Genomic DNA, 22,561 nt, shown 5'->3' on the forward strand with positions numbered 1-22,561 from the left:
GACGACCTGCTGATTACGAATCAGCTGCTCTACCAACTGAGCCATACTAGCACACAAGAGCAACACTAATATTATACAGATTTTCCCGCACAAGTCAAGGCCTGTTGCAAAAAAATTGAAATTTCGTATTGCTCTTTCGGGTTAGCAACTCACTTTTAATAGCTGCGCACGTCCATGCAGTCGAATCGCAACAGAGTGAGCCGGTATAAAAAGACAATCTCCTCGGAAAAACGGAATTGCTTCCCCCTTTTCAGGGAAAGCCACACCGCAACCATCCACACAAAGCAAAACCTGAAAGGAATTGTCACCCGTAGCAAAGGGGACCATCTTTCGAATGCGTTCAGTATTGATCAGCAGCCGCTCCACCACAAAATATTTACAGCGGCAAAGCAATTCGCTGGCACATCCCGGCGTGTATTTCAGCACACGCATCGGTTGGCGTGGTGTGCTGCCGCCTTCCAGCTTAGCCACATCCAAAGCACGCTCTATATGGAGTTCTCTCGGTTTTCCATTTTTATCGACACGACCGTAATCATACATACGGTACGTCAGATTGGAGCTTTCTTGAATTTCTGCAATCAAGGATCCCGCACCGATGGCATGCACCGTGCCAGCCTCAATATAAAAGACATCGTCTTTCTGGATTTTAATTTTTTGCAAGTACCGTTCTACCGTACCGTCCAGCAAGCTCTTTTTCAGCGTTTGTCGATCAATGGGGCGATTGAATCCGTAAACAAGATGGGCGTCGCCTTGTGTGTCCAAGACATACCACATCTCACTTTTGCCAAGCTGTCCATGTTCATGTTCCTTGGCATATGCGTCGCTTGGGTGCACCTGAACCGACAAATCCTTTTTAGCGTCAATAAACTTAATCAAAACCGGCAGATTTCCATCCTTTGTGCGCGGATGACTGCCCAAATATTCGGGGTGTTCTTGCAAAACCTCCACCAACAACCGTCCTGCAAAGGGACCGGTTGCAACCGTACTGGGACCATCCGGATGCGTGGAGCACTCCCACGTTTCGGCAAGAGGCTCCATCTGGATTTCCTTGGCGAAATCTTCATTCAAACGATTACCGCCCCATAGGTAATTCTTCCCGACTGGTCGAAGCAGAAACGGTTCAGTCTTCAAGGGGGAATTTTTGTTTGTCATGCACACTGATCTCCTTGCCCAGTTGGACCTCGATCACCTTCAATTCGGTTTCCGCAATGATGGTATGCCGGCATCCCGCCTGCATGGTTACCACATCGCCCGCCTGCACCGGCTGCTCCATGCCATCCACAATCGTACGGCCTTTTCCCGAGATGATCGTCCACACTTCATCCCGGCGGCTATGGCTATGATAGTTCATGCTGTGGCCCGGGTTCAGCGTTACTTTGATGGTCATGCTTTCGTCTTCCACATCCTGCACGCGGAAACTACCCCAAGATTTTTCCGCGAACATAACCTGCTGATCGATGGCATCTACAAAAGGTTTTATATAGCTGGATTGTTCTTTGTCGGACACCAAAATACCTTCCGGACTCGCTGAGACCACTACATCTTTCAGGCCCATGCAAAGTACCGGCACATCCAATTCGTTCAAAACATGCACGTTTTGGCAGCTGTCGTTGAGGATTGCTTTTCCGATGCTGGGATCTTCCATAGCCTCGGTCAGCGTGTTCCACGTTCCCATATCCTTCCATTCACCAGCAAAACGCATAACTTGAATGTTCGGCTCTTTTTCGACTACTGCGTAATCGAAGCTGATCTTATTCAGGGAATCATATTTGTTGTACAGATCCTGATAGTCCGCAAAATCTATCAATTCATGCGCACGGTTTAGCACATATCCCAACTTGTAGGCAAAAACGCCTCCATTCCACAGTGCCCCCTGTGCAATATATTCCGCGCCTGTTTTAGCGTCAGGCTTTTCCTTGAAGGTTTTCACCTTGCTGACAGACTCTTCCGTTTCCGGAATAATATATCCGTATTTTTCGCTGGGGTAAGACGGCTCAATCCCCATCAAGGTCAAATTAGCATTTCCTTGCGCCGCCAGATCCGACAAGGAGCGCAGCGCCTCAAAGTAGTCGTTATTCACATAGGGATCCACCGGGCATACCACCACCGGTTCTTCCTCACCGACGCCCTTAACATCGTGCAGATACGCAGTTGCTAATGCGATTGCCGGAAAAGTATCCCTGCGGCAGGGTTCTACGCAAACGCCCACTGCGTCCCCTAGCTGATTGTGGATGGAACTGACCTGTGTTTTGCTGGTCGCAATGGTTACCACCGCGTCCGCATCCACCTCTTTGATTTGACGATACACTCGCTGTACCATCGATTCATAACCGTCTGCCGTTTTGAAGATTTTAATGAACTGTTTAGAGCGAATATCATTGGACAGCGGCCACAACCGTTTGCCGGAGCCTCCAGATAGCAAAACAATATTCATGAATCCGGGTTCCTTTCTGTAAAATTTAGCGTTCGGCACGCATGGGATTATGAAGGAAGTCTTCATACGACATGCGCAGACCGTCTTCCAGCTCCGTCTTATAGGTCCACCCCAACGCCGTCGCCTTGCTCACGTCCAACAGTTTCCGCGGTGTGCCGTTGGGCTTGGAAGGATCCCACTCGATTTTCCCAGTATAGCCAACCACTTTGGCCACCAGCTCGGTCAACTGCTTGATGGTGAGTTCTTTTCCCGTACCAGCATTAACGGTTTCGTTGCCAGAGTAGTGATTCATCAGGAACACGCACAAGTTGGCCAGATCATCCACATACAAAAACTCCCGCAGAGGACTGCCGTCGCCCCAGCAAGTCACACTGGGCAGATTTTGCTCTTTGGCTTCGTGGAAGCGGCGAATCAATGCCGGGACCACATGGCTGTGGGTTGGATGATAGTTGTCGTTGGGGCCGTACAGGTTGGTCGGCATCACACTGATGTAGTCCGTACCATACTGGCGATTCAGGTATTCGCAGTATTTCAAACCGCTAATTTTCGCCAGTGCGTAAGCCTCATTGGTCTTTTCCAAAGCGCTGGTCAGCAAGCAGCTTTCTTTCATAGGCTGCGGTGCCATGCGCGGATAAATACAGCTGGAGCCGAGAAATTCCAGTTTTTTGCAGCCGTTTTCCCATGCAGAATGGATCACATTCATTTCCAGTGTCATGTTGTAATACATGAAATCGGCCAACGCTTCCTCGTTTGCCACAATGCCGCCAACCTTGGCTGCCGCCAGAAAAACATATTCCGGCTTTTCTGCCGCAAAAAAAGCCTCCACATCGGCCTGACGGCACAGATCCAGCTCTTTATGCGTACGGGTAATGATGTTGGTATACCCTTGCCGCTGCAATTCCCGTACAATGGCACTACCCACCATTCCGCGATGACCGGCCACATAGATTTTTGCATTCTTATCCATCATAATTTCGTGCTTCTTTCTATAACAAACCATGTCTTCTTATTTGATAACACCTTTTTCAAGGTACTCTGCCAAATTGGTTTGGATGTGCTCTTCCGCACGCTCCACTGCCACCTTTTTCATGTCATGGTCTACCATAATTTTGACCAATTCTTCAAAACTGGTCTTGGTGGGATTCCATCCCAGTTCTTGTTTGGCTTTGCTAGGGTCGCCCCACAGATTCACTACATCGGTCGGGCGATAGAAGTCGGGGCTCACCTCAATCAAGACCTTACCTGTCGCGCGGTCAATGCCTTTTTCGTCCATGCCTTCGCCCTGAAACTCCAGTTCAATGCCAACATGATGGAACGCCAACTGACAGAACTCTCGAACGGAATGCTGCTCGCCGGTGGCAATCACGAAATCCTCCGGCTTATCATTCTGCAGAATCAGCCACATGCACTCCACATAATCTTTTGCATAGCCCCAGTCCCGCAAGCTGGAAAGATTGCCCAAATACAATTTATCCTGTTTTCCCTGCGCAATGCGTGCTGCCGCCAAGGTGATTTTACGGGTCACGAAAGTTTCTCCGCGGCGCTCCGATTCGTGGTTGAACAAAATACCGGAGCAGCAGAACATATGGTACGCCTCTCGGTATTCTTTTACAATCCAGAAGCCATACTGTTTGGCAACCGCATAGGGACTGTAAGGATGAAATGGCGTATTTTCATTTTGCGGGACCTGCTCCACTTTACCGTACAATTCACTGGTCGACGCTTGATAGATCCGGCAAGTTTCGGTCAAGCCACACAGGCGGACCGCCTCCAAAACCCGCAGTACACCCGTTGCCACTACATCCGCTGTGTATTCCGGCACATCAAAACTAACCTGAACGTGGCTTTGCGCGGCCAGATTGTAGATTTCATCAGGGCGGACACTTCCAATCACAGCCATCAGGCTCATTGAGTCACTCAGATCGCCGTAGTGCAGATGAAAATGCGGATGTCCTTCCAGATGCGCGATACGCTCCCGGTAATCCACAGAGGACCGACGGATCATACCATGAACGTCATAGCCTTTTTCCAGCAAAAATTCTGCCAGATAGCTACCGTCCTGACCGGTCACACCAGTGATCAATGCTTTTTTCATAGATTTTTTCGCCTTTCTTTGTGCAAAACCGCACAGATCGGTCAGCACCTATTTTCTGTCTATTCGCTATTTTATCGTGTTTTTTTCTTCCTTAACAGGGGAAATCTTGCAAACCACTAGCATAATATTGACTTTTTTGGTATACTAACAACGACAAAAGGTGGTGATTGAGATATGGACTCTCCCCTGTTTGATGGCGAACTCGTTCACGCACGACGCATCATTTATACACCTTCTCCCTTTGCTCGTTCCAGTCTGCTTCACTTACAGGAAGTGGGCAGCCTGCAGGCACGGCAACCCCACGATAGTGTTCGTCAGGGACTTTCTTCCTATCTGTTTTTTATGGTAGAAAGCGGTTCTGGCATTTTGGAATATGCGGGAAATCAGCACGAACTGCATGCCGGAGATTGTGTTTTTTTAGACTGCCACAAACCCTATCTACATCGTACAGCGCAAGACTTATGGCACCTACGTTGGGTACACTTTTATGGTCCCAACATGGTGCCCATCTACAAAAAGTATGAGGAGCGCGGTGGACAGCCTGTCTTCCATTCCCGACAACCAGAGCAATACAAAAACCTGCTTCAAACGTTATATCGCCTCGCTGCGTCTGATGATTATGTTCGTGACATGCAGATCTGCGGACGCTTGGTCGACCTTTTGACCCTGTTGATGCAGGAAAGTTGGCATCCCGGCGCAGCACGTATTTCCCATGGAAAGAAGCAAAACGTACAGGTCGTCAAAGAATATCTGGACTCCCATTTTACCGAACGGATTACTTTAGATGCGCTGGCCGAGCGCTTCTATATCAACAAATTTTATTTGACACGGGTATTCAAAGAACAATTTGGTCAATCCATTACCAATTATCTGCTTCAGCTGCGGATCACACAGGCCAAACGGATGCTCCGCTTTAGCGACCACAGCATTGAATCCGTGGCTGCAGAATGTGGATTACAAGATGCCAACTATTTTTCTCGCCTTTTCAAAAAAATCGAAGGCATTACCCCCGGCGAGTATCGCCGTCAATGGTAACGCAGGAGGAAAACATGAAACATCCCACTTTGCGCTTGCAGTATAACGCTCCCGTCACTTTAAGTCTTTTCTTCCTTTCCTTATTCGTTCTTTTTCTTGACCGTCTCACTGGCGGATGGACCACTTTACATTTATTCAGTGTCTATCGATCCTCTTGGGCCGCTCCCCTTTTCTACGTCCGCTTATTTGGCCATGTGCTGGGCCACGCCGGCCGGGAGCACTTCATCAACAACATGCTGCTGCTTTTGGTCGTTGGCCCGCCACTGGAAGAGAAATATGGAAGTCGGACACTTCTCGGAGGCATATTGTGTACCGCCGCCATTTCTGGGCTTTTGCAGTGCTTGCTTTTCCCGGGGACAGCCCTACTAGACGCTTCCGGCATTGTTTTTATGCTTATTATGCTTTCCAGTTTGGCTGGTATGCGCAGCGGCTCCCTGCCCTTGACTTTAATTCTGGTAGCGATGCTCTATCTAGGGCAGCAAGTATATGCCATTTTCTTCGTTCAAGACCAAGTGGCTAATTTTATGCATATTGTAGGCGGCCTGTGCGGAACCGCTTTTGGGTTTATGGTTCGCAAGCAATAATCGTCCCCTTGCGTCTGGAGAGCCTTTCCAGCTATACAGCCCTTGACATTGCCGCCCCTGCATGGTATGGTATATTTAATAAAATTCCGTGTGGACTTTTACAGTCAAGACTACTTTTCGCCACACAATGGTTTTCCAACTGGGAAACCATTGTGTGGCTTTTTTGTGTGAAAGGCGATTTTCAATGAACAGCACTTTTATGAAAGAAAAGCCCATCCTACCCCTGCTGCTTTCCATGGCACTGCCCATGGTGGTGTCGATGCTAGTCAACGCCCTCTATAATATTGTGGACAGCCTTTTTGTCGCACAAATTAGTGAGGATGCCATGACCGCTCTATCTCTGGTTTTTCCCATGCAAAATCTAGTTAACGCCATCGCTATCGGGTTCGGCGTAGGAATCAACGCCCAAATCGCGCTCCATCTTGGTGCCGGTTCGCAACGGCGCGCCGACACAGCGGCCACCCATGGCATGTTGTATTCGCTGCTTCATGGCGTACTCATTACGATAATCTGCATCGCCATCGTTCCACACTTTCTGGGCATGTTCACCACAGATCCTGCCGTGCTGGAGCTGGGTATCACCTACGCCACTATCGCTTTTTCCTTTTCCGTAGTCATTATGGCTGCTCTCGCCTTCGAAAAGATGTTTCAAGCGGTAGGTCGCATGAAGGTCACTATGATAGCGCTGCTGGCAGGTTCCATCTGCAATATTCTGCTGGATCCCATACTGATCTTTGGGCTGGGCCCTTTCCCGCAAATGGGAATTGCCGGAGCCGCTTTGGCAACTGGTATCGGCCAAATGCTTACCTTGTCCATTTACCTCTTTTTCTATCGTCGCACTCCCATTCCGGTCCAGCTTCGCCGTTCTTGCATAAAACCGGATAAGCGAATGGACTTACAGTTGTACGCAATCGGTATTCCTGCCATTTTGAATCTGGCCCTGCCGTCACTTCTTGTTTCCTTTCTCAACTCTTTGTTGGCCGCCTATTCCCAAAGCTATGTGGTGGTTCTGGGAATTTACTATAAACTGCAGACCTTTTTATACCTCCCTGCCAGCGGAATCGTGCAGGGCATGCGTCCTTTGATTGGTTACAACTATGGCGCAGGAGAACACCGACGTGTCCGCAAAATCTATGAGTGGACGCTTGCTCTGTGTGCCGCCATTCTGGCTGCCGGCACCGTGGTGTGTTTCGTATTTTCCGAGCCGTTGATTGGAATGTTCACATCCAATCCCGAAACCCTACAAATCGGCCAAGTCGCTCTGCGTACCATCAGCCTTGGCTTCGTCATCTCCGCCGTTTCCGTCGCCTCCTCCGGCGCCTTAGAAGGACTTGGTAAAGGGGCTGCTTCTCTTGTCATTTCTCTATGCCGGTACGTACTGGCCATTTTACCTCTGGCTTGGTTTCTTTGCCGGCAGATGGGGCCCACCGGAGTTTGGCACGCCTTTTGGATCACCGAAATCATTGCAGCTCTTCTTTCAGCAGTAGTGTATCATCGTAGCATCCACAATCGCAAAAAATCCTCTTTTTAATCTGAAGCAAAAAGCCTTTCGCCCTTTTGGGACGAAAGGCTTTTTATATGTCTGTTATCGCCGAATCAGATCCGGCCAATAATGGGCGCAAAGTTTCCACGCTTGTTGCTGTTCATGAATGCTTTGTGCCAGATCCTGCCAAAACGCAAAATTGCTCCACCGTCCCGGAATCAACCATCCCGGCAATGAATCCAGAATATTTGGCAACATCAGTGCTGCCAGCACCGCCAATACAAACCAAAAGACCGTTCCGATTCCTTTCGGCCATAAGCAAGACCATCGGATTGTCGTCACGAAGAAAGCCACCCCCACCACAAAAAGCGGAAAACCGCAAAACAGTGTCATAATCCACACCCGTTGGGGGCCATACACAATACATTGCGGTGATTCAAGGCCCACCGCGGCACACCATGTTTCCACATCCTCTTTAGGTGCATCCCACGATACGCCGCGCAGCTCAGCGCAAGTCAGATTTTCTTGCGTGGGAAATAAGAAAACGCTCTCCTTTGCCGAAAACACGCCGGTAATCGTATACGTCTTTTTTTGTGCAAGGACTTTCATCCCCACAATATCGGTACTGCCAAACAGTGTTTGTGCTAAGGCTTCAGAAAGGGCACATTCGTTTCCGTAGATACTGGGCGAACAACCTTGCTGGTATGGTACAGGCAGACAATCCTCCGCACTGCCATAATATCCAATCCCAACAACAGCATCCGCATGACGGCCATTGGATGTCGAGATGGTAACGTCTTGTTGCCCCCAAAAACTCGCATAGATTCCTTGCGTATTCTTATCGCTTGTGGTAAAAGTTTCTACCTGATCCAATACATCCGTCGCTATGGGTGATGCAAATCGAACGCCCGTGGTCTGACAAAAGCTCCGTTGCCGCTCTAAATGCTGCCACAACATAATTTCCAGAAGAAACACCGTCAGAAGCAAAATCGGCCCATACCAGCGGCGACGGGCTGGCGGCAACGCCAAATATTCAGGATTCATCTTGCAGCCTCACTGTATCACCAGCCTGTACCGATTTGCTACTACTGACGACGATCCGCGTTTGAGAATCCAGCGCTCCTGAAACGGCTACCGTGGAATCTCCAGTTTCCAATACAGTTACTGAGAGCCGAACCAACACATTTTGCAATCCCAAAATCGTATTTTTCTCCTCCACAGCCAGTACATATTGTCCTTGGTTATCTTGCCGAACCGCTGTGTTGGGAAGCACCAGATTTTGTCTTGCTCCTTGTACCGAGGCCGTAACCGCCACCGCACCAGCAGACCACGCGCCCTTTGGCAGTGTAGCTGTGGCCATCACAACGCCATCCGCATCTGGCGCTGACAAGCTTTGTACCGCAGCATCTCCATTTGCTTTATTTTGCTCCGCATGAAGGATCGTCCCAACAGAGACCAACTCGGCTTGTTCTTCCTCCAAGGGAACTTCCAGCCTATACTCTACATCTTGATCCGCCAGCAAGCCCCCTACGGTGGAACTGGGTTCACCGGGTTTAAGGTTCAGCGTTACAACCGTTCCATCTTTTGGCGCCAAATAGCAGGCCCCTGCATTTTGCAAGGCAAGCAAAGCGTCCAACTCTGTTTGCAATATAGCTGCTTTTGCCTGACTGACCGCTGCTGCTGCCCGATCGGTTTGGTTTTGCTCTGCCACTGCATCTTCTTCCTCTTCCAAAGCATGGAGGGCGCTATTTCGTGTATCCTCGGCACTTTGAGCCGCCGACAAAGCGGATTCATTGGCAGCTTCCGCGGATTTCTTGGCTTGGTAAAGTTCCTCTTCTGCCGCCTCCAAAGCTGCCGTAGCAGTTTTTATTTCTGCCTCCTTTTGAGCCTCCGCCTCTTTTTGCGGCAGTTCCGAATCCAAGGGTGCATTGCGAGCATCCTCCACCGCCCGTGCCGCCTCATCCCGTTTTTGTTGGGCACGCGCCACGCTTTCTTCCCCATCTGCGTAGGTATTATGGGTCTGTTCATAGGCACGTTCCAGTTGTTGTTGCGCAAGTTGCGCATTGTAAGGATCAGCGGTATCTCCTTCCGCCTGTTGCTGGGCCTGCACCTGTACCTGCTGCAGTTCTGCTTGCTTGGAGTCCACAGCCCGAGAAACTTCTCCTGCATCAAAAACTGCCAGCGTATCTCCAGCTTTTACACTTTGTCCCACCTGAACCGGCACCTGAAGCACCAGCAGCCCTTCCGGTAAAGTAAATGGCTGGCCGCCGGCATAGGAAATCGTCCCATTTGTCAAAAGACTTTGGCTCACCGTTCCGGAACTGGGTGTTTGAACAACAACAGTTGGCATCGTTGCCCCGGCAGTTCCCCTTGCCACCAATGTAACTACCAGTAAAGCCGCAAAAAAGCGCGCAATATTCCCCAGTCGGCGCAACTGCTGCGGATCACTGTTACGCACTATGGCCGTAAGCTGATCCGTCAATCTCATGCCGGATCATCCTCAATCAACAAGATTCTAACCGTCTGTGCCACGAAGCAATCCCCTTGCCAACTGCCGAAAAGATTGACCGTTTGCCCTTCTTGCAGTGCTGAAGCATCGGCAGGCTGCGGTTCTTCATGGCCTCCGTTGTAGATACGCATCGTTTCAATGACAGCTTGCGTTATATCTCCCTCGACCGGCTCAGTGTCAATGCCCGCTGCTGCAACCGCCACACCGCCCGAATCTCCTGTGACAGTGATTGGAATCAGTGAAAAGGAAGTCTCCTCAACCGATTGAATTTTTCCTTGAAGGTCAGGATTCTGCAAAGATGTTTTGGTAAGTTCGCTTTGCGCTGGATCTACTGTTGCAGAGGGCGTCTGAGCAGGCATCTCCGGTTCTGATGTTTCCTCCGGTACGGTTTCCATTTCGCTGCTTGCCTCGCTCTGCGATACGGAACTTGTATTCGAGTCTTCTTCTACATTTGCCGCACACGAAGTAAACAGCAACGCGGTAGCTGCACAAGTTACAGCCGCCAAAACAAACAGAAGCACTATACGTTTCATCGTTTTCATCCTTTCACTGCACCAGTCAACAACCCTTGTTCCAAATACTTCTGTCCAAAGGAAAAAATCAACACGGCCGGCAATAGCATGATAAGACTCGCTGCCATTGTCAATGCCAAATCTTCCCCTGTGGTATTGGTCAGATACAAAGACAAGGGCCAGTTGGAGGGTGTTTTCAAAAAAGTCATTGGTTGCTCTAAGGCATTCCACGCATCAAGAAATCCCATCGTCAGAGCCGCTAATACGCCGGGTGCTCCTACGGGCAGGCCAATACGCCAAAACTGCTGCCAAGGCCCAGCTCCATCGATGGCCGCCGCCTCCAATAATTCTTTGGGAACCGAGTCAAATCCGCGGCACATAATAAACACGGGAAAAGTACTGAATGCGCCGGGAAGAATCACCGCCCAGACGGTATCCAACAAACCAAAAGTATGAAGTGTCAAATAACTGGGCACCATTGTAACCTGAAACGGCAGCAGCATGAGCACAAGATACAACATTCTGAGTTCCCGCCGACCACGGAAATGCATCCGCGACAAGGCCCATGCAGCAGGTGCCCCCACCAACAGTTGTCCCAAAACTTGCGGAAACACCTGCGCACAGGTATTCCAGTAGGTAACGAAATACGCTGGCGTATCCAGCAGCAATTCCACCAACGGTTGTAACGTAGGCCAACTCGGCAATAATGTCCATTGAGCCTGCCCCTGCCCAGTCAGCGCCGGCCCCAAGGTGTACTGCAGTTCTCCGTCACCAGTCAGCGCCCCTACAAACAATAACCATAAGGGTCCCCAGACCAGCAAAGCAAAGGGAAGCAAAAAATATTTTTTCATATTGTTATACTAGGTCACTTACAGGCGCCTTACCAAAACAGCAATGATGACCAATAAGGTCAAAGCCACCAAAACCGCGGCCGCACATAGGCGCGGTAAATCCAATGCCAAAAACCAGTTGTTGAACAAGTGCTGTAATAAGTAGATGCTATTGTGCGGATAGGCGCCCGCCACGAGGTATGCCTCGCGAAACACTTTATACGTGTTGAGCAGGCTTAAAATACCGGTAACCAAAAGCGTGGGGGCCAAATTTGGCAGCGTGATCGCCGTAAAGCGTTTCCATACACCCGCACCATCTACGGCGGCAGCCTCGTACAATTCTGCGGGAATCGTTTCTAATCCACTGGACCAAAGAATGCTGTCATACCCTACATTTTTCCAAAGATAGGTAGCAATCAATACCCAAAAAGCGGCGTCTGTTCCCATAAAATCGCAATCCGTTCCCAGTAAGGTGTTGAGTAACCCTGTACGGGCAAACAGTACTTTCCATAGTAATGCGATACTGGCCACTGGAATAGCCATCGGCAACAAAAAGGTAGTGCGGTACCAGCCGCCCCAGTTGGTGCGCTGTAAGGCTTTCATTCGCAATGCCAAAGCCAGTGCGAGACTGCTTGCCAACAGAAGCGGGACACAAACGCCGGTAAAGCGGGCGGTATTACGAACCGCCAGCCGAAAGGCTTCATTTTGCAAAACAGATTGATAATTTGCAAACCCCACAAATTTGCGTCCCAGCGTGTCGCAAAAGCTTCGGCGTACCGTTTCCACAAAAGGCGCCAGCAAAAAAAGCGTTACACCGATAAGACTCGGCGCCAAAAATAGATAGGGAGTATAGTTTATCTTCCCTAACCGTTGACGCACGCTTACTTTTCCTTTTGGGTGTACGGATGTTTCGCGTTTCATTGCTTTTCCGCCAGATACAGGCTCAGATCAGACTTCATACCGTTCACGGCGTCGTCCACCGTTTCTTGTCCTTGAATAATCGCATCCGCATGATTGATAAAGCTTTCTTCCAAAACCGCAGGCACAATCACCGGCGTAGTGCAGCTTTCCAACAGTGCCTGAATATCTCCATGGAAGGCAGAGTTGCCGTACTGCTCGTTATTCATCACAGAATCCAGTTTTTCACCTAGACAGTCTGCCCGCACCGTCGTACCGTCGCCATAGTAGTTTTCCTGCACAGCGGAATCAAAGAAGGTAGCTGCCAACTGCTTGGATGCCTCCAGTTGTTTCCCGTTCGCATTCACACCTACCAAAACCTGCGGTGTATAGGCGCCTTGTGTAAGGCCCGGACGCAAAATCATCTCGCAGGAAATCTTGTCGGAACTATAATTCATGGTATCTTCTCGGCGCGCCATAGCTAATATAGAGAACGGCGTTTTCATCGAAAACCAGCCATAGAGGGCATGTCCGGAGTCGGTATATTCGCCCTGTTCCGGGTTGATCTCAATAATGTCTGTTCCGGTCCAGCTTTGGGCGCTTCCGGTATTATTCTCCAAAGTATAATTTCGGATACCGTAATAGTCCGACACCGTCTGGACAAACGACATAACCTCACGCAGAGCGCTTTCGTTCAATGTGTTTCCCTGCAAAATAGCGCTTCCGCAGACAGGCAGAAGGAAATCCGCAAACTGTTTTGCATTGGTCATGCACAACGCATATCGCTGGTCTCCCGGCGGTGTCTCATAATAGTCGGAACTCTGATCACCCAAGTCCGCGCGAGGTGCTGCATCCAGCACTGCTTGCTGAAGAGCGGTAAGATCGCTCAGCCCATCCAAAGAGCCCGCATCCCCGATCAGCACCGGTACGCTGAAACGAGCCGGCATGACATACACTTTGCCATCTTCCACAAAAGGATTTGCCAAATTGTCTTGTAGGTCACTGACCGGCACTGTATCAGCAAGATCTGCTAAAAGCCCTTTTTCCGCATAATTTTGATAGTCTACCCCATCCAAAATCAGCAAATCCGGTCCTTCACCAGCCAGCAGCTCGGTGTTGAGCTGCGTCAGCGCGTCGTTGCGTGCGGTGGACAGATCCTGCGCATCCTCCGGGATCGCCACTGTAAACGTCACATCCACATCGGGATGCTGCTGTTTGTATTGATTGATCGCTGCACGTGCCGTTTGGGAATCCTCCAACGACCACACTGTCAGGGTTGTTTCCGCTTTGGTTGGCAACGAATCATCGTAATGGTAACGATACATCCGGATTGTAGAATCGTCCCCATGCATCGTAACCAAAAAGTCGCCGTTAGCCGCACGACAGATAGAACTGGGATAGTTGCTGGACAAGCTCATGGCCATACCATCCGCCGCCATGATCTGCTCTGGCAAAGTTCCGCCCGAAGCTAGACGGTAAATGCCTTTCGGCGTCGGATAGTACACCGCTCCATCCGCATCTCCCGCTAAGGCGAAGCTGGTGGCTTCACTCAGAGACTCCAATATTTGCGTGCTGTTGCCGCTTTGGACGTCCAATTTCATCAGCGGCATGTTGCCGGTTTCGTCATAGTAGAGATACAGAAGTTGATCGCCGGCTATTGTAGGTTCTACACCACCGCCATATGCGGCCATGCCCCCCAAAGCAAGCGTTTCTTCTTCCCCGGTCTCTCGATCATGGCACACCATCTTTTGTGTAACGCCTTCTTGGCCGTATTGTACCTGAAACAGCAGCAAGTCATTCTGATAAAACACGGCCGATTGAACCGCGTCTGCCTCAGCGATGTCTAGCTGCTCTAACATACCATCCGCCGCTTGTAAATAGAGACTATAGCGATTCTCGGCACGGCCATTTTCTCCCCTCACTACGCTTCCCAAGCAAACCGTACCGTCCGGCGCGCTCCAAACTTGGCTGATGAATCCATCGACCTGCTCGCTCCAACCGGGATCTTCCTCCGTCCAATTTTCCCCATTGTCCGTGGATGTTAGCCGAACCAACGTCCCTGTTTCAAACGTTGTGGGATCCTGCTCATAGACATACATGACCAACGAGCCGTCATCCAACAAAGCGGGGAATCCGGCAATTTCTCGACCGCCCAAGTCCACCTCATTCTCTACCCAGCGCCCCATCTGCGTTTCTGCAGCTGTCGCAGCAGAGGTTTCCCCGCTGGCTGGCGCGGCTTCATTCCCACCACAGGCCGTCAAACTTACGACCATCGCCATAGCCAAAGCGATGTTTCTGGATCGTTTCGTTACGTCTACCTCCTTCAGTTCTTGCTTTTCAGTATAATCTTCCTGTCTTGAATTGTCCTTAAAAAACAAAGGAGATTTTTCAAGGTTTCTTCAAGACAAAAGGTGTATAATAGAAAATAGGAAATGGAGTATCAGGAGTATAGAATGAGAATTTTAATGGTTTGTATTGAACACTGCTCTTTGTGAAGCCTTACGTCCTGCACTGGAATCTGCCGGTTACCGTACAGATTTTTGTCATAACGGTACCGATGGGTTGAGTTTGCTGACCAGCGGTGCCTATGATGTTTGCATTCTGGACCGTATGTTACCGGGGCTGGATGGCCTTAGTCTTCTGCGCGCTGCCCGTTCTAGCGGTATCACTACCCCAGTTCTCATGTTAACCGCGCTTTCTGGTATTGGTGAACGTGTGGACGGGTTAGACGCCGGCGCAGACGATTATCTGGCAAAGCCGTTTGACACACGGGAACTTTTGGCCAGATTGCGCGCCTTAAGTCGTCGCCCCGGTACCACAGCCGCAACTTCCCTGCACAGCGGCGATGTAACGCTTTCTCCCACAGAGCTAACCCTCACAGGCCCCAAAGGTTCCGTCCACTTAACTAAGCGGGAATGTGATCTTTTGGAGGCACTATTACGGACTCCCGGCAGGTTGCAAACCCGACCACTGCTTTTGGCACAAGTTTGGGGGCCATTAGCGGAGGTAGAAGACGCCAATTTGGATTGTTACATTCATTTTGTGCGCCGCCGTTTACAGTCTGTGGGTAGTTCCGCCAAAGTTATAACGGTGCGCGGCAGTGGGTACAAATTTGAGGTCCAGCCATGATTCAAAAATTACACTGCCGCCTGACGCTCTTGATGACCGGATTGACCGCCTTGGTCTTAGCCTGTGCACTTATCGTCACCTGGCATCTTTCGGAAGAGCAGTATAAAACCAGCTCTCAAACTCTTTTTGCCAACAATTTTGCATCGCTCTGCGATCGTCTTTCCGATGCGGAGTCTATCACAGATCGTTGGCTTGCCGAGCAGGAATACGGAACAGGTTGTCTCTTGTTCTTACAGGATAACGGTTCCGAACTGCATTATGCCGGCTCACTTTCCAGTCAAACGCCCCGGGACGAATTGGAAGCTCTTGCCTTCGAAGGCGCCCACTTATTTTTGGATCATTCGCAAAGAGACAGTGCTGGCGCGGTGATTCAGCAAGAAGCCCATTTTTCTATGAGCGGAACGATGGGAGACAATTACGCTGTCTCTGCCGCTTTATTGCCCCGGGACAAACACGGTTCCTATCTGCTGTTCGTCTTTTTACAGGAGCAAAGTTATTTAACTCGGCATATGTTTTGGTCCGCCTTACAATATATCGGACTGTTTATAGCCGGCTGCCTGCTATTGGCCGGTATCTCCTACTGGCTTTCAGGAAAAGCCCTCGCTCCTACCGGACAGGCCTTACGGCAGCAGAAAGAATTTATTGCCGCTGCCAGTCACGAACTCCGCAGTCCCTTGGCGGTTATCAAGGCCAGTTTGCAAGCCATGGAAGAACGCCTCGCCCCGGAACGGCAGGAGAACTTCTTACACACTGCTTTGAGCGAAGCCAACCGTATGGCACATCTGACCGACGACCTGCTCCTTTTAGCCAATGGTGATTTGGATACGGTCCCCGCTCATCTTCAGTCTGTCGCGCCAGACAATGTGTGTATCGAGATGTACGACCGATTCTATCCGTTGGCCAAGCAGCAGCAACATTCCCTTACCCTAACTTTGCCCGAGGGGCCCGTTCCTATGATCCAGGCGGATTTGGAACGGCTGGAGCAACTTCTTTCTATCCTTTTGCATAATGCACTGGAACACACACCGGAAAATACGCCCATTGAATTGGTACTTTCCTGTGGCGCAAAAGGTTCAGTTTCCTTCTCGGTGGTAGATCACGGTCCGGGCATTCCCGATACAGACAAGTCGCACATTTTTGATCGATTTTATCGTGCCGATGCCAGCCGTACCGATAAGCGCAACTTCGGTCTTGGGCTTTCCGTAGCCCGAGAGTTGGCACGCCTGCACAAAGCCGCTTTGACGGTTTCGGACACGCCGGGCGGCGGTGCTACCTTCCAGCTACAATTTTCGTAATTCCTTCCCCACCATTCTTTCCATTATAGAAAAACGCACGGCATCGTCCCTTGGAAAATTCTTTCCAAGAAACAATGCCGTGTTTTTTCTACGTATTTTCTCTAGAGCTGATTCACGGTTCAGTTCGATTTCTGATCAGCCAACCGAAAGGTGACCGTAACGTTTTTCTCGCCCAGCGTCTGGGCCAAATCCTCTGGCGCGTCCAGATACCCCACTGGTGTATACCGGTAAGACGTCGAAAAGCTCTCATAGAACAGGACCAAACAATCCGAGCCAAAGAGCATCAGATCTCCAGCATGGATCGCATTTGGCCGTGATTCCGCTGTCGGCAAACGCTGCGCCAAATCAGCGTATTTTTCGTTGCCATTGAGTTCATACATCGTAAGCTGCACTGGCAAAAGTTCCACAAAAGCCTGTGCGGTTTTGGTATCATACAGGGTAGCTGTAAAGGTGACATTGCTTATTTGAACTTCAATCTTCTGCATACCGTTTTCCTCTTGCTGTAAAGCTCGTTCTGCCGTTTCGACAGTCTGTTGCGTTGGAAGTTCCTTCGACAGAATCGAGTCCACTGCCGTACCCGTTGGACTCGAACACGCCATCAAGAAGGTCAATAGCACCGCCAACGCTATGGCTTTACCGAATCGCTTTCCCCGCTTCGAAGGCCTGTGCCAATGCCGCATGATCTTTGATTTCGCCTGCATCTGTCACGCCTCCGGCAAAGATTGTACCAACCAAAGTTGCCTTTTCAAAACAGTCGACCCAACCTTGCATCCCTTTTACACTGCCTTCCACAGTATTTTCCTCGTTTTCTGCCGCTGTGGCCAACAAATAGACATTCCGGAATCGATAGTCAGCCGTAAAGAGCGGATTACACCGATCCAGCAGTGTTTTCAGTTGGCCGGAAAGCCCGTAATAGTAGACCGGGGTTGCAAAAACCAGCACATCGGCCGCCTTTACCTTTTCCGCAATCGAAATCGCATCGTCCTGAATCACACATTTTTGGGTATGTTGGCAGGCCAAACATCCTTGGCAAAAAGCGATGTGTTTAGTCTTTAAGCTTATCGACTCCACACTATGCCCTGCCGTCTGGGCGCCACGTGCAAAGGCTTCCGCCAATGCATCCGAATTGCTGTTCGGACGCAAACTTGCTGTCACAATCAAAATATTTTTAGGCATGTTTGGTAGTCTCCTTTTCTTTTTCGATTTCTTGCCCTACTAAAATTTCCCCGAGCGAATCGGGATCGTCACGAATGATTTGCCCTACTGACGGCAGATAAATATGTCCAGCCTTCGGATTTTTAATGCTAAGGACCGGTGTTGTGAGTGTTGCCTCTACCTCAGATTTTTCAAAACACAGGTCGGTGTTGATCATTTCGCAATCCACAAGCCGCAGATTTTTACAATAGCAGAATGGCTGTGTTCCCACAATCTTGCAGTGTTCCAACGTAAGGCCGTCAGAATACCACGCCAGATACTCCCCTTTGATTACGCTGTCGCGTACCACAACATTTTTTGCATGCCAAAAGGCATCCTTCGTGTCAAACCGGCAATCGGTAAAGGTAGCATTTTCAATATACTGGAAGGAATATTTTCCTTGAAATTCCACCCTTGCAAAATCGATGTTCTGCGCCCGCAGCAAAAAGTATTCACTCTTGGCCGTACAGTCCTGCATCTGAATTTCATTTGCCGACCAACCGAATTCTGGCGAATCGATATCGCAATGTGCAATCGAAACCACCCTACATTCCCGCACAGCTTTAATACCATGCAGTTTAGAGTCGGTGATTTCCACGTGGTGAGAATACCATAGAGCCGCCCGGCACAGCGGTGTCAATTCACACCCATAGATGGTCAAATTCGTATCATGCCAAAAGGGATAGCGTAGGTTGAAAAAGCATTCCTCTACCGAAATATCTTGGCTTTCCTTGAGTGCACTTTCCCCGTCAGCCGGACCATCAAACCGGCAGTTTCTCACCATCAGATCTTTGCTGCCATACAAGGCACGCTCTACATCATACGTTTGATTTTCCAAAATCGTCATAATTGTCTCCTCTTTACAAAGCATTTTTACCATTGCATCCCTTTGCAGAAAAATGCTTTACCTCTATCCCAAAGTATGCTGTTTGTTTGATGCGCGCTGCTGTTGCTGCTCATCTTGCTGCCGCATGATGTATACCAAATGATCCAGACAATCGATCTTATATTGAATCCCATGCAAATTTTGCAAGAGCGCCGCTTTCTGACAGGAAAGCAGACGATATTGTTCTCGCCTGCAATGCGTTTGTTCCAAACGTAAGAATTGCGCTACTGTAGCAGAATCACATCCTGCATCTTGTAAATTTCTACGTATGCGGAAGGCCTGTGCCTCGTCGAGTTCCATCATCACACTCCCCTCCTTACGGCTTCTATTGTAGGCCCAAATTCGCAAAAGAGCAAATACTTAATTTGGGGGAAATGATATGCTTGTAAAGCATATCACAATCGAATATACTATACCTATACAAAGGAGGGGAAACGATGGAAATCCGGGTATTGCGGTACTTTTTGGCGGTTGCGCGCGAAGAAAGCATTACCGCCGCTGCCAACTTTTTACATCTGACACAGCCTACCCTCTCCAGACAAATTCATGATTTGGAAGAAGAGCTGGGGCAACGTTTGTTGATACGCAAAAGCCATCGGGTAACCCTTACCCCCGAAGGCATGCTTTTACGCAAACGGGCCGAAGAGATTCTCAGCATGGTAGACAAAACAGAATCCGAGTTTCGCTCTTTAGAAACAACGGTAAGCGGAGATGTCTACATCGGTAGTGGAGAAACGCAAGCCGTTCGTCAAATTGCAGAGATCATTCGGCGCATGCAGGTGGGGAGTATCCCGGTATTCATTACCACATGCACAGCGGCAATGCACAGGATATTACCGATCGGCTTGACAATGGGCTTTTGGACTTCGGTATCTTAATCCAACCTGCCGATATCACCAAATACGATTCTCTGGATTTGCCCGCAAAGGATGTGTGGGGCGTGATTATGCGCAAAGACAGCCCCTTGGCTGCCAAAGAACAACTCTGCAAAGAGGATTTGCGTTCATTACCGTTACTCTGTTCCCGTCAGGCAGTTCTGACCCAACGGCATGGAAATGCCTTTGCCTCTTGGTTTGGTGCGGAATTTGAGAAATTGAATATTGTTTCCACCTACAATTTGATCTATAACGCCGCTATCATGGTGGAAGCCGGCGTAGGTTATGCCGTTACATTGGACCATCTGGCCAACACTTCCGCCACAAGCGATCTTTGTTTTCGTCCTCTTTTTCCACGACTGGAATCAGGGCTGAATATTGTCTGGAAAAAATATCAAGTCTTTTCCCCCGCTGCCGAAGTCTTTCTAGATCATCTAAAAGAGGCATTTACAGCGACTGCCACTCCATAAAAAAATGCTTTCCCGTTTAGCGGGAAAGCATTTTTTATATTCTTTGCACTTAATCTGCATGACGCACAAAAACATAGGTGGTTGCATCGGAACGCTCCGGACAAAATTGAAAGTGCAATCGATCAAACTGCTGAATTTCTTCCGGCTTCTCTACGCCCTTCTCTGCCATAAAACGAACCATTTCTCCCCGCGCCATCTTGCACATAGTGGCCTTTTCTACGATTTTTCCGTTTTTTTCTTCCCCGAACACGCAGGTGATAAACCGAACCGTTTCCGGAAGATAGCGCGTTATGCAAACACTATATTCTTTAGAAGCCAAATTTACAATACAATCGGTTTCTTGACACAAAGCTGTGGCCAGTGTATCTCCCCAAAAGCTATAAACATCTTTGGCCCCCGCCGCAACCAGCTTTGCTTGCATTTCCAACCGATAGGGCGTCACACCGTCAAATGGGCGCAGTAAACCGTAAAAACCCGACAAAATCCGCAAATGGGTCTGCACATAGGACAGTTGCTCCTCGCTGAAGACGGATGGAGCCATATATCGGTATTGAATTCCCTCATAACTGAGGATGGCGGGCGTCAGATTTTTCCGCAGATTCATCGTTTGCAGTCGCTCTACGTTTAGCTTAGCCAATGCATCGTTGCATTTCCAAACTTTTTGAAGCGCCTCACAAGGCATGGACCGCATAACCAAATACAGTTGCTCGGTCTTTTCCAAAAATTGCGGCAATTCCTGCCAAGGCAAACTATCTGGGTCTGTATTCATTTTTTTAGCCGGAGAGATGATGATCTTCATTCTGTTTTCTCCACTTCATAGGGCCATGTGGTGATGCCGCCAAATTCATACACCTCGGTATACCCCAATTCTGCCAGCTTAGCGGCAGCCGTTTTGCTTCGGTTCCCGCTGCGACAATATACCAAAACCGTATCCTCTTGCCCGGGAATCACGGCTGCGGCGCTTTCTTCGTCAATCGTACCTACCGGCAGCAAAACCGCCTCAGGGATATGCCCTTCCTCATATTCTGAAGGTTCCCGTACGTCCAAAATGATGACGTCTTGCTCATCCATCATCTGCTTAGCTTCTTCTTGGGAAATTTGATGGTATGTATCTTCCGTAGTAGGCCGCGTTGCACAGCCCACAAGCAACAATACCCCTGCCATCATTACCGCAATCCGCTTCATTTGTCGCTCTTCCCTGCCAAATAGTCCAAAATTTCGGCTGCGTTGGTATCCGGTTTCACTTTGGGTATGACTCTCTCAATATTGCCTTGCGCATCGATCAGATAGGTAGAGCGAACAACTCCCATGCTAACCTTACCGTACAATTTCTTTTCCTGCCAAACGCCATAGGCCTGAATCGCCTGCAGCTCTGGATCCGAAAGCAAAATAAATGGCAGATCATATTTCTGTGCAAATTTCAAATGGGATGCCACCGAGTCTTTGCTAATTCCGATAACAACAACATCTTGGCGACGGAATCCTTCAAAATTTTGCGCAAAGGCACAAGCCTGCCGAGTGCAGCCCGGAGTGTTGTCCCTCGGATAGAAATACAAAACCACACGTTTTCCCAAAAAATCAGATAACCGGACATCCTTTCCTTCTTGGTCATGTAAGGTAAAGTCCGGCGCTTTCGTACCCACTTCCAACATAAAAATCGGATCCTTTCCTAGTTTTATTGTAAGTATAGCGTCTGACACTGTATTTCGTCAAGGGCTCCATACTCGCACGAAAAGGTATCAAGACGCCTTACCACCTTTTGACAAAATACAGAACTTGCGCTTTTAGCCCAAGAATCGCAAGCCAACATTGATTCCGCCCAAAAGGAACAAATGGATCGGATAATACCAATAAAAAAACCTTTTGGCACGAAAACGACTGGGTATCTTAGGATCATACAGAAGAACAAATCCACAAGATACTGCGCAAGCCAGCATGCTGTATGGATTCCTCAGGATCACGCCGTAGTACAAAAGGCTCCACATGGCCAAAAATATCGCCTGTTGCCGGTTTGTAGAAAGAATCGATAGTCCTACAATCAATGCAAGCCCTACTAAGCCGGTTCCATAATCCGCCGGCAAACCGTACCCCACTAACAAAATGGGAAGGGCCAAAAGCAACCAAATCCGTTTCGTTCGGGTAAGTGAATCGCGTACCTGTAAACTATACAAGCATAGGAACGCCGCAAGAAATGTATAAAAAACATTTTCGGTCTCCCTCAAAATCCAAACACCATGGATTTGCAATCGAATTCCCGGAAGTATAGCTGCCACCCCGGCTATTAGTACGCTGTTATTAGGGTTCACCTAAAATAGCCCCAAAGAGGCCAGAAG

The 22,561-nt window shown here is 49.3% G+C and carries 23 protein-coding genes and 1 pseudogene; 6 read left to right on the plus strand and 18 right to left on the minus strand.

Annotated features, from left to right (window positions below):
• Positions 1–141: 141 nt before the first annotated feature.
• Genes Q0526_RS00005 through gmd form a run of 4 tightly spaced genes read right to left on the minus strand, consistent with a single transcriptional unit; the run spans position 142 to position 4,529 of the window.
• On the minus strand, positions 142–1,152 hold the full coding sequence (locus Q0526_RS00005; RefSeq protein ID WP_298729623.1) for a type I phosphomannose isomerase catalytic subunit: 1,011 nt from the start codon (positions 1,150–1,152) through the stop codon (positions 142–144).
• Positions 1,121–2,434: a sugar phosphate nucleotidyltransferase gene (locus tag Q0526_RS00010; protein WP_298729625.1), complete on the minus strand. Its 1,314-nt coding sequence runs from the start codon at positions 2,432–2,434 to the stop codon at positions 1,121–1,123. The genes Q0526_RS00005 and Q0526_RS00010 overlap by 32 nt, the downstream gene beginning before the upstream one ends.
• A gap of 25 nt (positions 2,435–2,459) precedes the next feature.
• A complete protein-coding gene (locus Q0526_RS00015) occupies positions 2,460–3,404 on the minus strand; it encodes a GDP-L-fucose synthase (RefSeq protein ID WP_298729627.1) in 945 nt (314 codons plus the stop codon).
• Positions 3,405–3,440: 36 nt separating this feature from the next.
• Positions 3,441–4,529, minus strand: a complete 1,089-nt coding sequence (gene gmd, locus Q0526_RS00020) for a GDP-mannose 4,6-dehydratase (RefSeq protein WP_298729629.1) — start codon at positions 4,527–4,529, stop codon at positions 3,441–3,443.
• 174 nt (positions 4,530–4,703) lie between these two features.
• Between gmd and Q0526_RS00025 the strand changes: the two genes are divergently transcribed.
• From Q0526_RS00025 to Q0526_RS00035, 3 genes are all read left to right on the plus strand, one after another.
• Entirely contained in the window at positions 4,704–5,564 is an 861-nt protein-coding gene (locus Q0526_RS00025) for an AraC family transcriptional regulator (RefSeq protein WP_298729631.1), read from the plus strand.
• Positions 5,565–5,578: 14 nt separating this feature from the next.
• Complete coding sequence (locus Q0526_RS00030; RefSeq protein ID WP_298729633.1) at positions 5,579–6,148, plus strand: rhomboid family intramembrane serine protease; 570 nt, start codon at positions 5,579–5,581, stop codon at positions 6,146–6,148.
• 184 nt (positions 6,149–6,332) lie between these two features.
• Positions 6,333–7,679: an MATE family efflux transporter gene (locus tag Q0526_RS00035; RefSeq protein WP_298729634.1), complete on the plus strand. Its 1,347-nt coding sequence runs from the start codon at positions 6,333–6,335 to the stop codon at positions 7,677–7,679.
• A 54-nt stretch (positions 7,680–7,733) separates the two neighbouring features.
• On the opposite strand, the gene Q0526_RS00040 is transcribed toward Q0526_RS00035, so the two are convergent.
• The 6 genes from Q0526_RS00040 to Q0526_RS00065 are packed head-to-tail and all read right to left on the minus strand — an operon-like array spanning position 7,734 to position 14,658.
• Entirely contained in the window at positions 7,734–8,675 is a 942-nt protein-coding gene (locus Q0526_RS00040; RefSeq protein WP_298729636.1) for an ABC transporter permease, read from the minus strand.
• A complete protein-coding gene (locus Q0526_RS00045) occupies positions 8,665–10,119 on the minus strand; it encodes a hypothetical protein (protein WP_298729638.1) in 1,455 nt (484 codons plus the stop codon). The genes Q0526_RS00040 and Q0526_RS00045 overlap by 11 nt, the downstream gene beginning before the upstream one ends.
• Positions 10,116–10,673, minus strand: coding sequence for a hypothetical protein (locus Q0526_RS00050; protein WP_298729639.1), 558 nt, complete (start codon positions 10,671–10,673; stop codon positions 10,116–10,118). Before Q0526_RS00050 ends, Q0526_RS00045 begins: the two co-directional genes overlap by 4 nt.
• Before the next feature lie 5 nt (positions 10,674–10,678).
• A complete protein-coding gene (locus tag Q0526_RS00055) occupies positions 10,679–11,503 on the minus strand; it encodes a carbohydrate ABC transporter permease (RefSeq protein WP_298729641.1) in 825 nt (274 codons plus the stop codon).
• An 18-nt stretch (positions 11,504–11,521) separates the two neighbouring features.
• The gene (locus Q0526_RS00060) at positions 11,522–12,403 is read right to left on the minus strand and encodes a sugar ABC transporter permease (RefSeq protein WP_298729643.1); all 882 of its coding nucleotides are present in this window, start codon (positions 12,401–12,403) and stop codon (positions 11,522–11,524) included.
• On the minus strand, positions 12,400–14,658 hold the full coding sequence (locus Q0526_RS00065; RefSeq protein ID WP_298729645.1) for an extracellular solute-binding protein: 2,259 nt from the start codon (positions 14,656–14,658) through the stop codon (positions 12,400–12,402). Before Q0526_RS00065 ends, Q0526_RS00060 begins: the two co-directional genes overlap by 4 nt.
• Before the next feature lie 196 nt (positions 14,659–14,854).
• On the opposite strand from Q0526_RS00065, the gene Q0526_RS00070 reads away from it, so the two are divergent.
• Positions 14,855–15,508, plus strand: a complete 654-nt coding sequence (locus tag Q0526_RS00070; protein ID WP_298729647.1) for a response regulator transcription factor — start codon at positions 14,855–14,857, stop codon at positions 15,506–15,508.
• Entirely contained in the window at positions 15,505–16,803 is a 1,299-nt protein-coding gene (locus tag Q0526_RS00075) for a HAMP domain-containing sensor histidine kinase (protein WP_298729649.1), read from the plus strand. Before Q0526_RS00070 ends, Q0526_RS00075 begins: the two co-directional genes overlap by 4 nt.
• 119 nt (positions 16,804–16,922) lie before the next feature.
• On the opposite strand, the gene Q0526_RS00080 is transcribed toward Q0526_RS00075, so the two are convergent.
• The 4 genes from Q0526_RS00080 to Q0526_RS00095 form a co-directional block, all read right to left on the minus strand.
• On the minus strand, positions 16,923–17,288 hold the full coding sequence (locus Q0526_RS00080; protein ID WP_298729652.1) for a cyclophilin-like fold protein: 366 nt from the start codon (positions 17,286–17,288) through the stop codon (positions 16,923–16,925).
• Positions 17,289–17,436: 148 nt separating this feature from the next.
• Positions 17,437–17,979 carry a flavodoxin family protein gene (locus Q0526_RS00085; protein ID WP_298729655.1) on the minus strand — a complete coding sequence of 181 codons (543 nt, stop codon included), beginning with the start codon at positions 17,977–17,979 and terminating at the stop codon, positions 17,437–17,439.
• Positions 17,972–18,844, minus strand: a complete 873-nt coding sequence (locus Q0526_RS00090) for a DUF3737 family protein (RefSeq protein WP_298729658.1) — start codon at positions 18,842–18,844, stop codon at positions 17,972–17,974. The genes Q0526_RS00085 and Q0526_RS00090 overlap by 8 nt, the downstream gene beginning before the upstream one ends.
• A gap of 63 nt (positions 18,845–18,907) precedes the next feature.
• Positions 18,908–19,186, minus strand: a complete 279-nt coding sequence (locus tag Q0526_RS00095; protein WP_298729660.1) for a hypothetical protein — start codon at positions 19,184–19,186, stop codon at positions 18,908–18,910.
• Between the two features lie 134 nt (positions 19,187–19,320).
• Here Q0526_RS00095 and Q0526_RS00100 point away from each other — a divergent pair.
• Positions 19,321–20,228, plus strand: a pseudogene (locus tag Q0526_RS00100) (LysR family transcriptional regulator).
• A 49-nt stretch (positions 20,229–20,277) separates the two neighbouring features.
• Here the strand turns inward: Q0526_RS00100 and yaaA are convergent.
• From yaaA to Q0526_RS18725, 4 genes are all read right to left on the minus strand, one after another.
• The gene (gene yaaA, locus Q0526_RS00105) at positions 20,278–21,027 is read right to left on the minus strand and encodes a peroxide stress protein YaaA (protein ID WP_298729662.1); all 750 of its coding nucleotides are present in this window, start codon (positions 21,025–21,027) and stop codon (positions 20,278–20,280) included.
• Entirely contained in the window at positions 21,024–21,413 is a 390-nt protein-coding gene (locus tag Q0526_RS00110; protein ID WP_298729664.1) for a rhodanese-like domain-containing protein, read from the minus strand. Before Q0526_RS00110 ends, yaaA begins: the two co-directional genes overlap by 4 nt.
• Positions 21,410–21,880 (minus strand): thioredoxin-dependent thiol peroxidase, encoded by a 471-nt coding sequence (bcp, locus tag Q0526_RS00115; protein WP_298729666.1) that lies wholly within the window; start codon positions 21,878–21,880, stop codon positions 21,410–21,412. The genes Q0526_RS00110 and bcp overlap by 4 nt, the downstream gene beginning before the upstream one ends.
• Before the next feature lie 132 nt (positions 21,881–22,012).
• Positions 22,013–22,534: a TraX family protein gene (locus Q0526_RS18725; protein WP_366522008.1), complete on the minus strand. Its 522-nt coding sequence runs from the start codon at positions 22,532–22,534 to the stop codon at positions 22,013–22,015.
• Positions 22,535–22,561: the final 27 nt, after the last annotated feature.

This window comes from uncultured Subdoligranulum sp., from assembly GCF_937890665.1.

Excerpts from the sequence above, each read along its gene's own strand:
- Q0526_RS00050 (WP_298729639.1), bottom strand. The coding sequence starts at position 10,673 with ATGAAACGTATAGTGCTTCTGTTTGTTTTGGCGGCTGTAACTTGTGCA.
- gmd (WP_298729629.1), bottom strand. The coding sequence starts at position 4,529 with ATGAAAAAAGCATTGATCACTGGTGTGACCGGTCAGGACGGTAGCTAT.
- Q0526_RS00025 (WP_298729631.1), top strand. The coding sequence starts at position 4,704 with ATGGACTCTCCCCTGTTTGATGGCGAACTCGTTCACGCACGACGCATC.
- Q0526_RS00095 (WP_298729660.1), bottom strand. The coding sequence starts at position 19,186 with ATGATGGAACTCGACGAGGCACAGGCCTTCCGCATACGTAGAAATTTA.
- Q0526_RS00030 (WP_298729633.1), top strand. The coding sequence starts at position 5,579 with ATGAAACATCCCACTTTGCGCTTGCAGTATAACGCTCCCGTCACTTTA.
- Q0526_RS00040 (WP_298729636.1), bottom strand. The coding sequence starts at position 8,675 with ATGAATCCTGAATATTTGGCGTTGCCGCCAGCCCGTCGCCGCTGGTAT.
- Q0526_RS00045 (WP_298729638.1), bottom strand. The coding sequence starts at position 10,119 with ATGAGATTGACGGATCAGCTTACGGCCATAGTGCGTAACAGTGATCCG.
- Q0526_RS00015 (WP_298729627.1), bottom strand. The coding sequence starts at position 3,404 with ATGATGGATAAGAATGCAAAAATCTATGTGGCCGGTCATCGCGGAATG.
- Q0526_RS00035 (WP_298729634.1), top strand. The coding sequence starts at position 6,333 with ATGAACAGCACTTTTATGAAAGAAAAGCCCATCCTACCCCTGCTGCTT.
- Q0526_RS00010 (WP_298729625.1), bottom strand. The coding sequence starts at position 2,434 with ATGAATATTGTTTTGCTATCTGGAGGCTCCGGCAAACGGTTGTGGCCG.
- Q0526_RS00090 (WP_298729658.1), bottom strand. The coding sequence starts at position 18,844 with ATGACGATTTTGGAAAATCAAACGTATGATGTAGAGCGTGCCTTGTAT.
- Q0526_RS00085 (WP_298729655.1), bottom strand. The coding sequence starts at position 17,979 with ATGCCTAAAAATATTTTGATTGTGACAGCAAGTTTGCGTCCGAACAGC.
- Q0526_RS00005 (WP_298729623.1), bottom strand. The coding sequence starts at position 1,152 with ATGACAAACAAAAATTCCCCCTTGAAGACTGAACCGTTTCTGCTTCGA.
- Q0526_RS00060 (WP_298729643.1), bottom strand. The coding sequence starts at position 12,403 with ATGAAACGCGAAACATCCGTACACCCAAAAGGAAAAGTAAGCGTGCGT.
- Q0526_RS00055 (WP_298729641.1), bottom strand. The coding sequence starts at position 11,503 with ATGAAAAAATATTTTTTGCTTCCCTTTGCTTTGCTGGTCTGGGGACCC.
- bcp (WP_298729666.1), bottom strand. The coding sequence starts at position 21,880 with ATGTTGGAAGTGGGTACGAAAGCGCCGGACTTTACCTTACATGACCAA.
- Q0526_RS00075 (WP_298729649.1), top strand. The coding sequence starts at position 15,505 with ATGATTCAAAAATTACACTGCCGCCTGACGCTCTTGATGACCGGATTG.
- Q0526_RS00110 (WP_298729664.1), bottom strand. The coding sequence starts at position 21,413 with ATGAAGCGGATTGCGGTAATGATGGCAGGGGTATTGTTGCTTGTGGGC.
- Q0526_RS00065 (WP_298729645.1), bottom strand. The coding sequence starts at position 14,658 with ATGGCGATGGTCGTAAGTTTGACGGCCTGTGGTGGGAATGAAGCCGCG.
- Q0526_RS00080 (WP_298729652.1), bottom strand. The coding sequence starts at position 17,288 with ATGCAGAAGATTGAAGTTCAAATAAGCAATGTCACCTTTACAGCTACC.
- yaaA (WP_298729662.1), bottom strand. The coding sequence starts at position 21,027 with ATGAAGATCATCATCTCTCCGGCTAAAAAAATGAATACAGACCCAGAT.